The organism is Yonghaparkia sp. Root332 (assembly GCF_001425665.1).
Taxonomy (GTDB): Bacteria; Actinomycetota; Actinomycetes; order Actinomycetales; family Microbacteriaceae; genus Microcella.
Map to the genome: position 1 here is coordinate 585,453 of NZ_LMCX01000002.1, position 13,071 is coordinate 598,523.

A 13,071-nucleotide genomic window follows, 5' to 3' on the forward strand; every position below is an offset into this window, starting at 1 on the left:
CGTGGCAGGGCTCATCAGACGCAGCGATATCGATGAGGTCAGGTCGCGCACGAACATAGGCGAGATCGTCGGCGAGTACGTGACCCTCAAGGGCGCCGGGATCGGCTCCATGAAGGGCCTGTGCCCCTTCCACGACGAGCGCAGCCCGAGCTTCCACGTGCGCCCGCAGGTCGGCTTCTACCACTGCTTCGGCTGCGGTGAGGGCGGCGACGTCTTCTCCTTCCTGCAGAAGATGGACCACGTCACGTTCTCCGAGGCCGTCGAGCGCCTCGCGCAGCGGCTGAACTACACGCTCACCTACGAGGACGGCGGGCAGGCCCGCGAGGACGGCGGCAGCCGCCGCCGCATCCTCGCCGCGAACGAGGCCGCGGAGGCCTTCTTCCGCGAGCAGCTGCAGTCGCCCGCCGCCGAGCCGGCGCGCGCGTTCCTGGGCGAGCGCGGCTTCGATCCCGCGGCCGCCGCGCGCTTCTCCATCGGGTTCGCCCCGAACTCGTACGACGCGCTCTCGGGGCACCTGCTGACGAAGGGCTTCACGATCGAGGAGCTCCTCGCCGCGGGCCTCGTCGGGCAGGGCGACCGAGGCCCCTACGACCGCTTCCGCGGCCGGCTCATCTGGCCGATCAAGGACGTCACGGGCCAGACGCTCGGCTTCGGCGCGCGGAAGCTGCTCAAGACCGATCAGGGCCCCAAGTACCTCAACACTCCCGAGACCGCGGTCTACCACAAGAGCCAGGTGCTCTACGGGCTCGACCTCGCCAAGCGCGACATCGCCAGGGGCAAGCAGGTCGTCGTCGTCGAGGGCTACACCGACGTCATGGCGTGCCACCTCGCGGGCGTGACGACCGCCGTCGCGACGTGCGGCACGGCGTTCGGGGTGGACCACATCAAGGTCATCCGCCGCGTCATGGGCGACACCGACAACGCCGACACGACGCAGCTCGGCGAGGTCATCTTCACGTTCGACCCCGACGAGGCCGGCCAGAAGGCCGCGAGCCGCGCCTTCGCGGAGGAGCAGCGGTTCGCCGCCCAGACCTTCGTCGCGGTCGCCCCCGACGGGCTGGACCCCTGCGATCTGCGCCTGAAGCGCGGCGACGATGCGATCCGGATGCTCGTCTCGGGCCGCAAGCCCATGTACGAGTTCATGGTGCGCCGCCGCCTCGACCAGTTCGATCTCGAGACCGTCGAGGGGCGGGTCGGGGCGCTGCGCGCCGCCGCTCCCGTGGTCGCCGGTATTCGAGACCAGTCCATGCAGTCGGGCTACGCCCGCACCCTCGCGGGGTGGATCGGCATGGAGCCGGCCGAGGTCTCGCGCGCGGTGCAGGCCGCGCGCCGCGCCTCGGGCGCACGTCCGGCGCCGGGCCGCGGCGCCTCCGAACCGGGCCGCGGCGCCGCCGAACCCGGCCGCGGCCCGAGCGACCCCGGCCCGACGGGCGGGGGCGCGACCGGTCGCAGCACGGCGGGCGCTCCCCAGGGCGATCGCTCCGCGGCGGACGCGCCGCCGCCGGAGGATCGCGGCTACGCCCCGCCGTCGATCAGCATGAGCGACCTGCCGGGCGACCCCGTCACGCGGCTGGAGCGCGAGCTGCTCATGGCGGTCCTCCAGCACCCCGGCGAGATCGACCGCGAGATCGCGCTGCGTGCGCTGCACACAAGCTTCACCGTCCCCGCCCTCAGCACCGTCCGCGACGCCCTCGTGGGCGCCTTCGAGCACTACGGGACCGATCAGTGGGTCGCGCGCGCCGCGGAGGAGGCGCCGGGCGCGTTCGCGCCGCTCGTCATGCAGCTCGCGATCGCGCCGCTGCCCATCCGCGGCGACCACGTCCGGGAGTACTGCACGGGGGTGACGACCTCGCTCATCGAGCGCGATCTGCTGCGGCGCAAGACCGAGCTCCTCGGCGCCCTCCAGCGCACCGACGCGAGCGGCGACCCGGAGCGCTACCGCACGCTGCAGCGCCAGCTTGTCGACCTCGAGACCGAGCGCCGGAGGATCCGGGGCGACTGAGCGGCGGGCATCCATCGCATCGGCGACGCGGTCGTCGCAAGCCCCTTCCGGGGCGACCCGCTCGGTCTAGAGTGGATGTCAGGTTCGTCGGAGTCGCGAGCCCGCTGCGCCGGTCTCCGGCGAGCCGCTGCGGCTCCGGCCGCCGGGAGGAGAGCCCCATGACGGCAGTCGACCACGTGGGCGGCACGGACGAGATCGACGACGCGACAGTCAGCGCGCGCGACCTCTCGGTGCGCTACCGCGGGGGCGAGGGCCACGCGGCCGTGCAGGCGCTGACGGGGATCACCCTCGACATCGCCCCGGGGGAGACCCTCGCCGTGATCGGCGAGGCCGGCAGCGGCAAGAGCACCCTCGCGACGGTGATGGCCGGGCTCACCTCGCGCACCGTCCCGCGCGGGCCCGAGATCACCGGCGGTGCGCTCCACGTGCTCGGCATCGACGTGCGCCGCGTGCGGCGTCGGGAGGACGACCAGCTCGAGCTGCGCATCGGCTACGTCCCCCAGGACGCCTCGACCGTCCTCGACCCGCACCTGACGGCGGGGGAGAACGTCGCCCTTCCGCTCTTCCAGCGCAACCCGAAGCTCGCCAAGAGGGTCGCGGGCGGCATCGTCGCCGAGGCCATCGACGCGATGCACCTGACGCTCGCGACCATCCCGCTCTACCCACACGAGCTCTCCCGCGGGCAGCGGCAGCGTCTCGCGCTCGCCCGCGCGCTCGTCCTGGAGCCCGACCTGCTCATCGCCGACGAGCCGACGGCGGGGGTGGATGCGACCATCCGGGCGAGCATCCTGGATCACCTCGCCGAGGTCCAGCGTCGCCGTCGCTTCGCCGCGTTCATCGTCTCGAGCGAGGTCGGCGAGATCCGCCGCCTGTCGGATCGACTGGCCGTCCTCCATCGTGGGAGCATCGTGGGGATGGGCCGGATCGATGACGTCCTGGCTGATCCGACCCACCCCTACGTCGAGCAGCTCGCAGCGCTCGCGCGCGGATAGCCTCCGCGCTCGGAGCGCCGAGCATCCCTGGAGGTTCCGCAGCATGACCGCGTCCGACGCCCGCCCGCTCGCCCCGCTCGCCTCGGTCACCGTTCTCGGCCCGCGGCAGCACGTCGACCCGCTCGCGGGCCGTAGCGCCGAGCCCGCCGACGGGCGACGGGTCGAGCCGGGACCGATCGCCGTTCTCCCACGACCGACCGCGCTCTTCGTCGACGCGGCGATCGCGGGCGGAGCGGAGGTCGCCGAGCTGAGCGGCGCCACGCGCGGCCTCATCTGGCTGAGCGAGCAGCGTGCGGACGAGCTCGCCGAGCTCCTGGACGCCCACCCGGGCATCGGGTGGGTCCAGCTGCCGTGGGCCGGCGTCGATGGGTTCGCGAGCATCCTGCCTCGATACGCGCAGGGCCGAGGTCCGCTCTTCACGAGCGCGAAGGGAGCGTACTCCGAGCCGGTGGCCGAGCACGCGGTCGCCCTGCTGCACGCCGTCCTCCGCGAGCTCGCACCGAAGGCGCGCGCCGCCCGCTGGGCGCCCGTGCGCACGGGGCTGTCGCTGTACGGCCGGCACGTCGTCATCGTCGGCGCGGGCGGCATCGCGGCCGAGATCATCCGCCTGCTCGCCCCCTGGCGCGTGCGGATCACGGTCGTGCGCCGATCGGCCGGCGAGGTGGCCGGCGCCGACCGCACGGTGACCGTCGACCGGCTGCGTGCGGTCCTCCCGGAGGCCGACGCGGTCATCCTCGCCGCCGCGTCGACGCCGAGCACGCGGCACCTCATCGGCGCCGCGGAGCTCGCCCTCCTGCCGGAGCACGCCGCCCTCGTCAACATCGCCCGCGGGGCGCTCATCGACTCCGACGCGCTCGTGGAGGCCCTGCGCGAGAAGAGGCTGCTCGGGGCGGGTCTGGATGTCACCGAGCCCGAGCCGCTCGCGGACGACCACGCGCTGTGGAGCGAGCCGCGCTGCATCATCACCTCGCACTCGGCCGACACTCCCGAGATGACCGCGCCGCTGCTGGCCAGTCGCATCACCGAGAACGTCCGCGGATTCCTCGGCGACGGCCGATTCGTCGGCATCGTCGACCCGGCTGCGGGGTACTGAGGGGCCTCGGCAGCGGCGGCCCGTGCGAGCGGGCTCGTCGAGTTCTGGTAACGTGTTCCTCGCTGTTCGCAGCGATCCTCGATAGCTCAATTGGCAGAGCAGCCGGCTGTTAACCGGCAGGTTCTTGGTTCGAGTCCAAGTCGGGGAGCCATCCCCTCCCTCGTCCGTCGCGACCGCGTCGGGCGATCCGTCACCCCGCTCGCGATGGTCGGATCACCGCGAACGGACGGCGGCGGGCCGGCACGAGAGGACGACGGCGTGATCACCTGGCTCACCGCCAACGCGGCCGACATCGTGCTCATGGCCGTCGCGATCGCCGCGACGACGGTGATCCTGTCGCTCGTGCTCGTCATCGCCTGGTCGCGATCGCGCCGACGCGTGTCGGGCCTCGGCGCCGACCGCGCGAGCGCCGATCGCGCGCGGCTCGACGCCGAGATGGCGCTCGCCGAGCAGACGAACCGGCTCCGCATCATCCGCGAGCTGCACGAGGTCGCCGCGCACTCGCTCTCCGTGGTGATCAGCCAGGCCGACGGCGCACGCTACGCCGCCCAGCGCGACCCCTCCGCGGCCGGTCGGAGCGCCGCTGTCATCGCCGAGACGACCCGCTCGACGCTCGCCGACCTCCGCCGCGTCATGAGCCTCGTGGGGGAGGGCGAGTCGTCCGGGGCGCAGGGCGCCCGCCTGGACGCCGCGCACGAGCTGATCGGGGTGATGCGCGAGCAGGGTCTCGATATCGTGGTCGAGGAGTTCGGAGAGGCGTTCGCGCTCAAACCAGGCGCCGAGATCGCGATCTACCGGATCCTGCAGGAGGCGCTCGCCAACGCGCTCGCCTACGGGGGCCCGGGCACCGAGGCGCGCGTCACGCTCACGTGGTCCGACCAGGGGCTCCAGCTGCGCGTCGAGGACGACGGGATCCGCGCCCAGCACCGCCGTGCGACCGAGAGCGGCACGAGCCCGGCCGAGGCGCCCGCGACGTCGATCGAGGACGATCTCGCCGCGCTCACGCGGACCGTCGACGGCCGCGGCATCGCCGAGATGCGCGCGCGTGCCGAGCTCTACGGCGGCATCCTCACCGCGACGACGCAGCCGGGGGTCGGCTTCACCCTCGCGGTCGTGTTCCCCGCGCTGCGCCATCACAACGGCGTGCACGGAGTGGACCTGCGCCGCTCGTGAGCGCGGCATCCGATCGTCGGGAGGCCTGGCGCGCCTCCTGGGCGGTGGGCCTCGCGGTCGCCGCGTACGGGGTCTCGTTCGGCGCTCTCGCGGTCGCCTCCGGCCTCGACGTCTGGCAGGCCTGCGTGCTGAGCGCGGTCATGTTCTCCGGCGGATCGCAGTTCGCGCTCATCGGCGTCCTCGCCGCGGGCGGCCCGGCGTCGGGCCCGGCCGCGATCGCCGGTGCGACGCTCCTGGGCCTTCGCAACGGCCTCTACGCGATCCGCGTCTCGCCGATCGTCGGGCCGGGCTGGGCGAAGCGCCTCCTCGCCGGGCACCTCACGATCGACGAGTCCACCGCGGTCGCGACGGCGCAGCCGACGCTCGAGAGCCAGCGGATCGGCTTCTGGGCGACGGGAACGATCATCTGGGTCGGGTGGAACCTCATGACGCTCGCGGGCGCGCTCGTGGGCGACCTGCTCGGCGACGTGAGCGCGTTCGGGCTGGATGCGGCCGCCGCGGCGGCCTTCCTCGGGCTCGTGTGGCCGCGCCTGCGAGCCCTGCAACCCGTCGTCGTGGCCGTGGGAGCGGCCGTCGTCACCGCGGCGACCATCCCCGTCCTCCCGCCGGGCCTTCCGGTGCTCGTCGCCGCCCTCGTCGGGGTCGTCGTCGGGATCCCCGACCTCCTCGGCTCGCGGGGCGCCGCGCAGCCGCGACTCGTCCACCACGACGACGTGCCGCCCGCGCCGGACTCGGGGGAGTCGGAGCGATGACCGTCTGGCAGATCATCCTCGTCTCCTCGATCGCCGTGCTCGCGATCAAGCTCCTCGGCTACCTCGTGCCGGAGCAGGTGCTGCAGACGCCGACGGCGGCGCGCACCGCGAACCTCGTGACCGTCGCGCTCCTCTCGGCGCTCATCGTGGTGCAGACGATCGGCTCGGGGCAGGGCATCCTCATCGATGCCCGCGTTCCCGCGATCGCAGCGGCCGCGGGGCTGCTCGCGCTGCGGGTGCCGTTCATCCTCGTGATCGCGGCCGCGGCCGGCGTCGCCGCTGCGCTGCGCGCGCTCGGCTGGGCGGCGTAGCCCCTGACCAGGCGCCGGGCTAGTCCTCGAGGTGGTCGCGGCCCGGCAGCCACGACTGGCCCGGTGAGCCCCAGGAGCTGCGCTTGATCGCCTTCTGAGCGGCCTTGCCGTGCGGGTGCGCCAGGCGGTCGACGTACAGCACGCCGTCGAGGTGGTCGTACTCGTGCTGGAAGATGCGGGCCAGCCAGCCGCGCGCATCGATCTCGACGGGCTCGCCCTCGAGGTCGGTCGCCCGCAGCACGGCGCGCTCGGCGCGGCGGAGCGGGAATCGCTCGCCGGGCACCGACAGGCAGCCCTCCGACTCGTCGTCCTCGTCCAGCTCGTCGAGGTCGAGGGGGCTGATGAGCAGCTCGGGGTTCACCGCGACGCCGCGCCAGCGGACGTCCTGCTCGTCCGTCCAGTCGTAGACGAAGATCCGCAGGCCCACGCCGACCTGCGGCGCGGCGAGGCCCACGCCGGGTGCGGCCGCCATCGTGTCGAACATGTCGGCGACGAGAGTGCGGATCCCGTCGTCGACGGTCTCCACAGGGAGGGCTCGGAGGTGGAGCACCGGCTCGCCGGTGATGCGGATGGGGAGCACGGCCATTCGTCCAGGATATCGGCGCGCCCGTCGGTACAGTGTCCGGGTGCTTCCCCCCGAGCTGAGCGAACTGACGAGCGAACTCATCCGCAGTCCGTTCCTCGTCATCGGCATCCCGCTCGCGCTCGTCGGCGCCGTGTTCCTGTCCCTGGGGGCCCAGTTCCAGCACCGCGGCGTGTCCACGGTCGAGGCGAACCTTGGTGACGGGTCCAGGGCGGGCCTCAGCCCGCGCCAGCTCGCCCACCTGCTCCGCCGCCCGTCGTGGCTGCTGGGGACGCTGATGCTCGGCCTCGCGATCGTCTTCCAGCTCACCAGCCTCGGCTTCGCCCCGCTCATCGTGGTGCAGCCGATCGGGGTCGTGGCCCTCGTGATCACCGCGATCCTCAACGCCCGACTGTCGAGCATCCGCCTCGATCGGAAGGCGATCGGCGCGATCGCGATGAGCGTCGGCGGCGTCGGGGTCTTCGTCGTCGTCGCGGCGACGTTCGCGGTCGAGCAGCGGATCGATGAGGAGCAGCTGCTGACGGTGCTGGGGATCCTCGGCGTCGTCACCGCCGCGTTCGGCGTGCTCTTCGCGGTGCGGCGCAGGAGCGCGGGAGCGATGTTCTACATCGTCGGCGCCGGCGTGCTCTATGGCTTCGTCGCAACTCTCGCGAAGGTCGTGATCAACCGTATCGTCAACGGGAACTTCGAGTGGCTCACGGTCGTCGCGATCGTCGCGCTCCTCGCGAGCGCCGCGCTCGGCGGGTACTTCGTGCAGACGGCCTACTCGGTCGGCTCGCCCGACCTCGTCATCGCCGGCCTCACGGTCGTCGACCCGCTCATCGCCGTCCTGATCGGCGTCATCGTGCTGGGGGAGGCGACGCTCATCCCGCTCCCGGCCGCCATCCTGTCGATCATCGCCGGCGGCATCGCCATCGTCGGCGTCATCCGCCTCGCCAAGCACCACCCGCAGACGCATCGCTGAGGTACCGTAGACTCCGCTGGTCTTCCTCCCCCGACCGCGGCGCCGCGCGCGCCTGCCCCCGAGACGCAAGGATCATCCAGATCGTGCCTGACGCACCGCATCCGCACGCGGCGAACCCGTCGCCGATGCGCATCCTGATCGGCGCCGACACCTTCGCCCCGGACGTGAACGGGGCCGCCAAGTTCGCCGAGCGCCTGGCCGCCGGTCTCGTCGAGCGCGGCCACGACGTCCACATCGTCGCCCCCCGCCCGGAGGACGGCCCCAACGTCACGCGCGTGGAGCAGCATGAGGGCCAGTCCATGACGGTCCACCGCCTCCGATCGTGGCGCTGGAACCCGCACCCCTGGCTGCGCTACGCGCTGCCGTGGCGGATCGAGCGGAACGCCGCGCGCATCCTCGACGAGGTCAAGCCCGACGTCGTGCACTTCCAGTCGCACATCGTCGTCGGCCGCGGCCTCGCCCGCCAGGCCGCCGCGCGGGGCATCCGGATCGTCGGCACCAACCACTTCATGCCCGACAACGCGATGCAGTTCACGCCGTTCTTCGGCTCGCTCAAGGACGCCGCCATCCGCGGCATGTGGAAGGCTGCGGGCCGGACCTTCGGCCTCGCCGAGTCGGTCACGACCCCCACCCGCAAGGCCGCCGACTACCTCGAGAAGTACTCCGAGATCGAGGGCGTGCACGCGATCTCCTGCGGGTTGCACATCGACAACTACACCCCGAACTTCGCTCCGCGCACCGAGAACGTCGCCCTGTTCCTCGGGCGCGTGGAGGCGGAGAAGCACATCGACGAGCTCCTGCGCGCCGTCGCGCTCCTCGACGACGCCCTCGCCGTGAAGGTCGAGATCATCGGCGACGGCGAGCAACGCGGCGCCCTCGAGCGACTCGCGCGCGAACTCGGCATGGCCGATCGGGTGCACTTCGCCGGCTACGCGCCCGAGGAGTACCTGAAGGAGCAGCTGACGCGGGCATCCGTCTTCGCGATGCCGAGCCGCGCCGAGCTCCAGTCGATCGCGACGATGGAGGCGATGGCCTCGGGCCTGCCGGTCGTCGGCGCGAACGCGATGGCGCTGCCCCATCTCATCCACGACGGCGAGAACGGCTACCTCTACGAGCCGGGCGACATCCAGGGCTTCGCCGATCGGCTCGAGCGCATCTTCACGATGCCGCACGACGAGCTGCTCGAGCTCAAGCGCGAGAGCCTGCGCATCGTCTCCGGCCACGACATCACGCGGACCCTCGAGACGTTCGAGGCGCTCTACCGCGGCGAAGAGGTCGACGACCCGATCGTCGACGGCGTGGGCTCAACGACCCCCTAGACCGCTCGGTAGCATGGTGGCGGGCCCACGGGGCCCGCGGGGCGGTAGCTCAGCTGGTCAGAGCAGCGGACTCATAATCCGTCGGTCACGGGTTCAAGTCCCGTCCGCCCTACCGATGCCAACCGAGCCGTCGTCGCCCCGCTCTGAGTCGGCGGCGGCCTTCGCTCAGGTCTCCTCGCGGCGGTGCTCGCGCGCGACCTCGGCCAGGCGCTCACGGTCGAGGTCCTCGGACGACGCGACGGCGAGACGCACGGGGGTGAGGGCGGTGATCGTCGCCGTCCGACGGCCGCCCTCGAGGACGGCCCGTTCGCCGACGATCGCCCCGGGCCCGACCTGGCCGACGACCCGACCGTCGACCTCGACGGCGCAGACCCCGTCCAGCACGAGGTACACGCCCGCTCCCGTGTCGCCCTGTCGGGCGATCTCGGTCCCGGAGTCGAGCCGCTCGACGGTCGGGCGTCGGCCGGTCCGCATGATCTGAGCGGAGAGCGCGCGCTCGGCGGCGGACTCGACGGCGGCGACGACGACGGGGGAGTCCTGCTCGCCCCACGGCGTTCGCGGGCCGAACGAGTCGGACAACCAGCGCTTCATGTCGGTCAGTCCGCTCTTCGCGAGCAGCCGGCCGTCGGTCCCGAAGAGCCAGTGCCGCGGGAACGAGCTGGCGCCCACGAGCTCGACATCGCCGCGCCCGTCGGAGTGGAGGGTGAGTGCGAGAGTCGTCCACACCATGGGTGCCTGCCAGCGCACGAGGGGCGTGTAGGGGACGGCTCGAGGCAGAGGCACCCCGGTGCGGCCTCCGACCGTCTGCACCAGCCGCACCGAGCGGGTGCCGACGTCCGGGCTCGGACGCAGCGTCGGCAGGGCGACCCCGGCGAAGGTCGCGCCGACCGACGCGATACGCACCGTCGTGGAGCCCATGACGACTCCCGACTCGTGGCCGTACCCCCACGCGGTCGGAAGGCCGTCGTCGGTGAACTCGGCCCATCCGGCCAGTACGTTGGCGAATCGGAAACGGTCATCGTCACAGAGGCGCCGCACCTCCTCGGGTCCGGAGAGCACGTCGGACGGCGGCCGATCGTAATGCGCGAGCCCCATCTGAAACCCGGTCTCGAGCAGGCCCTGCGCGGACTCGGAGGGGATCCACGACAGCGTCGTGGCGGTGTGCTCGACCCTCATGCGTCGCCTCGTGCGTCGCCGAGCCGGGTGAGGCGCCAGAGCCCCGGGACTCCGGACAGCGTCGCCGTTCCGAGGTCCCCGAACTCCGCTCGCGCGCCCGCCACCAGGTCAGCGACGGTGCCCGTCGCGCGGATCTCGCCCGGCCCGGCGCTCGCAGCCACGCGCGCGGCGACGTGCACGCCGACGCCCCGGACGCCCGCTCCCCGGTGGACGACCTCGGCGCAGTGCAGTCCGGCACGGATGGTCAGGCCGCCTGCGGCGAGCCGATCCCGCGCCTCGCGCGCGCACGCGAGCGCACGGCTCGGGAGCGCGAAGACGGCGAGGAAACCGTCTCCGGCCGTGTCGATCTCGGTGCCGCCGTGACGCGCGAGGGCCGCGCGCACCTCGCGGTGGTGGAAGTCGAGCAGCTCGTTCCACTGATGGTCCCCGAGCTCCGCCGCCAGTGCGGTGGAGCCCACGACGTCGGTGACGAGCATCGTGAGCACGGCCCGATCGGCGTCGGCACCCGTGCGGGTGCCGGTGAGGAACTCCTCGACCTCGTCGAGCAGAGCGTCGGTGTCGCCGAAGAACGCGGCGAGATCCGAGCCGGGCAGCTCGACGAGGCGTCCGTCGGGGAGGTCGTGGGCGAGGCGCCGCACGGCGGCCGACGGCACGAGCATGTTCTCCGATCGGTGCAGCACGAGCGTCGGAGCCGTCACGGCGGGCAGGAGGGCGCGGACGTCGAGATCGAGCAGTGTGCGGAGCATCCCCGCCGCCATGTTCGGCGTCGCCGACATGCGCTCCCAGCGGCGCCACCAGGCGGCGATGCGCGGGTCGCCGGCGACGCTGGGGGCGATCGCCGGCAGCAGTGCGCCGGTGCCCCAGGAGCCCTGCTCCACGGCGGCCGCGAGGTTCTCGATGACGGCGGAGTCCAGTCCTTCCGAGTGGTCATCGCGGGCGACCGTCGTGGCCAGCGCCTCGCCGAGCACGAGCGCCTCGACCCGTTCGGGATGGCGAGCGGCCAGCGCGATCGCTCCCGCTGCCTTGTCGACCCAGCCGAGGATGACGGCGCGCTCGCTGCCGACGGCGTCGAGCACCGCGACCAGGTCCTCGGCGAGGTCGTCGATCGTCGCCGGCCGGGCGGGGCGGTCGGAGAGACCCGTGCCGCGGGCGTCGTGGAGGATGAGCCGTCCGCACGTCTGGAGGCGGCGGAGGAAGTGCACGGTCTCGGGCAGCTCCCACAGCAGCTCGAGGTGCGACACCCAGCCGATGCCGACGACGATATCCCGCTCACCGTCACCGACCACCTGGTAGGCGATGTCGACGTCCCCCGATCGGACGAAACGGGTCTCGGGGGTGACGACGCTCGTCATGGAGTCACCCTCCCACACGACCCGTGCTCACGTATAGGCCTCGCGCACGACGAGGAACGCCGATGTCGGCGGGTGAGCGCCGGTCCCCCCGGCCGCGTCAGTGGGCGTCGCTCACGACCTTCAGGCCGATGACTCACGCCACGATCCCGAGCACGAGAAGCACCTTCGCGAGAGTGAGCGCCTCGGCCCCGGTCGCCATCGCCCAGAGCACGGTCAGGCTCGCGCCGATGCCGACCCAGATCGCGTAGGCGGTCCCGGTGGGGATGTCGCGCATCGCCCACGCGAGCCCGGCCATGCTCGCGACGAGCGCGACGCCGAAGACGATCGACGGGCCGATGCGCGTGAGGCCCTTCGACCCGCCGAGCGCGCTGGCCCAGACCGCCTCGAGAATCCCTGACGCGATGAGGATGATCCACGACATGACGAGCCTCCCGGCCAGTCCTGTCGCGTTCCGGGTACTGATCCGTCGTCCGGGAGCGCGATCGCCGCGCTCGACGACCATCGTGCCCGAGCGGGGTGTGCACGACCTGAGCAGACGGGGCGGCCGATCCTGCGGGCTCGCTCGGTAGCATCGGGCCCGTGATGATCGATGGGGCGCGGATGCCGCGGCGCGCGCTCGTCGACGCCGTGGCGGCCGCGCTGCACCTCGCCGCCGGAGTCGTGCTCCTCGCCGGGGCCGGTCGGCTCACCGTCGAGCTCCCGGTCCGACTCTCGGCGCCCGGCGTGCCGGCCGAGCCCTTCGCGTCCGTCGATCTCGCGGCGGCCGCCGCCGTGGTGGTGCTCGCGAGCGCCGTCGCGCGGCTGCTGGCGAGCATCCCGCCCCTGCGCGATCGGGTCGACGATCAGCTCGCGCGCGGTCGAGCGGGCTGGCGCTGGCTCGAGCTGTCGCAGTCCGCGAGCATCACCATCGTGCTCGTCGCGCTGCTCAACGGGGTGAGCGAGGCGGGCGTGCTCGTCGCCCTCTACGCCCTTGCGGCGGGGGCGGTGCTGCTGCTGTGGATCCAGGACCGCCAGACGGCGCCGGGCCCGCGCGGGCTCGCACCGTTCAGCGCGGGGGCCGCGATCGGCATCGTGCCGTGGGGCGTCGTCGCGCTGTACCAGGTGACACGGCTGCTCGTCGGCGAGCCCGTCAGCGATGTCGTGAGCGCGGGCACGATCGCGCTCCTGCTGCTCGCCGCGGCGTCGTGGTTCTCGGTGTGGTGGCACCGCGAGCATCGGCGGTCGGCCCACCCGGCGGCCGACGCCGAGCGGGTCGCGACCCTCTTGGGGCTCGCGCACTCGGCGGTGCTCGTGGTTCTCGTGCGTCTTCTCGGCTGAGCGTTCATCGGCGGGACGATCGGAGTTCGGGGTCCGT

The 13,071-nt window shown here is 72.8% G+C and carries 13 protein-coding genes, 2 tRNA genes and 1 riboswitch; of the genes, 11 read left to right on the top strand and 4 right to left on the bottom strand.

Annotated elements, in window-relative coordinates; translation table 11 throughout:
• Position 1 precedes the first annotated feature (1 nt).
• The 7 genes from dnaG (at position 2) to ASC54_RS10440 (ending at position 6,323) form a co-directional block, all read left to right on the top strand.
• Positions 2 to 2,002: a DNA primase gene (gene dnaG / locus ASC54_RS10410; RefSeq protein ID WP_055898911.1), complete on the top strand. Its 2,001-nt coding sequence runs from the start codon at positions 2 to 4 to the stop codon at positions 2,000 to 2,002.
• Positions 2,003 to 2,160: 158 nt separating this feature from the next.
• On the top strand, positions 2,161 to 2,994 hold the full coding sequence (locus ASC54_RS10415) for an ATP-binding cassette domain-containing protein (RefSeq protein ID WP_055860831.1): 834 nt from the start codon (positions 2,161 to 2,163) through the stop codon (positions 2,992 to 2,994).
• Between the two features lie 43 nt (positions 2,995 to 3,037).
• Positions 3,038 to 4,087, top strand: coding sequence for a D-isomer specific 2-hydroxyacid dehydrogenase family protein (locus tag ASC54_RS10420; RefSeq protein WP_082515048.1), 1,050 nt, complete (start codon positions 3,038 to 3,040; stop codon positions 4,085 to 4,087).
• A gap of 75 nt (positions 4,088 to 4,162) precedes the next feature.
• Positions 4,163 to 4,238 (top strand) — tRNA-Asn (locus ASC54_RS10425).
• A gap of 107 nt (positions 4,239 to 4,345) precedes the next feature.
• Positions 4,346 to 5,260: a sensor histidine kinase gene (locus tag ASC54_RS10430; protein WP_055860834.1), complete on the top strand. Its 915-nt coding sequence runs from the start codon at positions 4,346 to 4,348 to the stop codon at positions 5,258 to 5,260.
• Entirely contained in the window at positions 5,257 to 6,012 is a 756-nt protein-coding gene (locus ASC54_RS10435) for an AzlC family ABC transporter permease (RefSeq protein ID WP_082515050.1), read from the top strand. Before ASC54_RS10430 ends, ASC54_RS10435 begins: the two co-directional genes overlap by 4 nt.
• Positions 6,009 to 6,323: an AzlD domain-containing protein gene (locus tag ASC54_RS10440; RefSeq protein ID WP_055860837.1), complete on the top strand. Its 315-nt coding sequence runs from the start codon at positions 6,009 to 6,011 to the stop codon at positions 6,321 to 6,323. The genes ASC54_RS10435 and ASC54_RS10440 overlap by 4 nt, the downstream gene beginning before the upstream one ends.
• Before the next feature lie 19 nt (positions 6,324 to 6,342).
• Here the strand turns inward: ASC54_RS10440 and def are convergent, their stop codons facing one another.
• Positions 6,343 to 6,909: a peptide deformylase gene (gene def, locus ASC54_RS10445; protein ID WP_055860840.1), complete on the bottom strand. Its 567-nt coding sequence runs from the start codon at positions 6,907 to 6,909 to the stop codon at positions 6,343 to 6,345.
• 40 nt (positions 6,910 to 6,949) lie between these two features.
• Between def and ASC54_RS10450 the strand changes: the two genes are divergently transcribed.
• The 3 genes from ASC54_RS10450 to ASC54_RS10460 all read left to right on the top strand — a co-directional run bounded on the left by ASC54_RS10450 (position 6,950) and on the right by ASC54_RS10460 (position 9,301).
• Positions 6,950 to 7,870 (top strand): DMT family transporter, encoded by a 921-nt coding sequence (locus ASC54_RS10450; RefSeq protein ID WP_235451452.1) that lies wholly within the window; start codon positions 6,950 to 6,952, stop codon positions 7,868 to 7,870.
• 83 nt (positions 7,871 to 7,953) lie between these two features.
• Positions 7,954 to 9,189 carry a glycosyltransferase gene (locus ASC54_RS10455; protein ID WP_235451453.1) on the top strand — a complete coding sequence of 412 codons (1,236 nt, stop codon included), beginning with the start codon at positions 7,954 to 7,956 and terminating at the stop codon, positions 9,187 to 9,189.
• A 38-nt stretch (positions 9,190 to 9,227) separates the two neighbouring features.
• Positions 9,228 to 9,301, top strand: a tRNA-Ile gene (locus tag ASC54_RS10460).
• 53 nt (positions 9,302 to 9,354) lie between these two features.
• Here ASC54_RS10460 and ASC54_RS10465 read toward each other — a convergent pair.
• The 3 genes from ASC54_RS10465 to ASC54_RS10475 all read right to left on the bottom strand — a co-directional run bounded on the left by ASC54_RS10465 (position 9,355) and on the right by ASC54_RS10475 (position 12,138).
• Positions 9,355 to 10,365, bottom strand: a complete 1,011-nt coding sequence (locus ASC54_RS10465; RefSeq protein ID WP_055860843.1) for a cyclic nucleotide-binding domain-containing protein — start codon at positions 10,363 to 10,365, stop codon at positions 9,355 to 9,357.
• Positions 10,362 to 11,717 carry an adenylate/guanylate cyclase domain-containing protein gene (locus ASC54_RS10470; RefSeq protein ID WP_055860846.1) on the bottom strand — a complete coding sequence of 452 codons (1,356 nt, stop codon included), beginning with the start codon at positions 11,715 to 11,717 and terminating at the stop codon, positions 10,362 to 10,364. The genes ASC54_RS10465 and ASC54_RS10470 overlap by 4 nt, the downstream gene beginning before the upstream one ends.
• Positions 11,718 to 11,850: 133 nt before the next feature.
• Positions 11,851 to 12,138, bottom strand: a complete 288-nt coding sequence (locus tag ASC54_RS10475; RefSeq protein ID WP_055860849.1) for a multidrug efflux SMR transporter — start codon at positions 12,136 to 12,138, stop codon at positions 11,851 to 11,853.
• Positions 12,139 to 12,147: 9 nt separating this feature from the next.
• A riboswitch (guanidine-III (ykkC-III) riboswitch) is annotated at positions 12,148 to 12,213 on the bottom strand.
• Between the two features lie 86 nt (positions 12,214 to 12,299).
• On the opposite strand from ASC54_RS10475, the gene ASC54_RS10480 reads away from it, so the two are divergent.
• A complete protein-coding gene (locus ASC54_RS10480; protein WP_235451484.1) occupies positions 12,300 to 13,034 on the top strand; it encodes a hypothetical protein in 735 nt (244 codons plus the stop codon).
• Positions 13,035 to 13,071 lie beyond the last annotated feature (37 nt).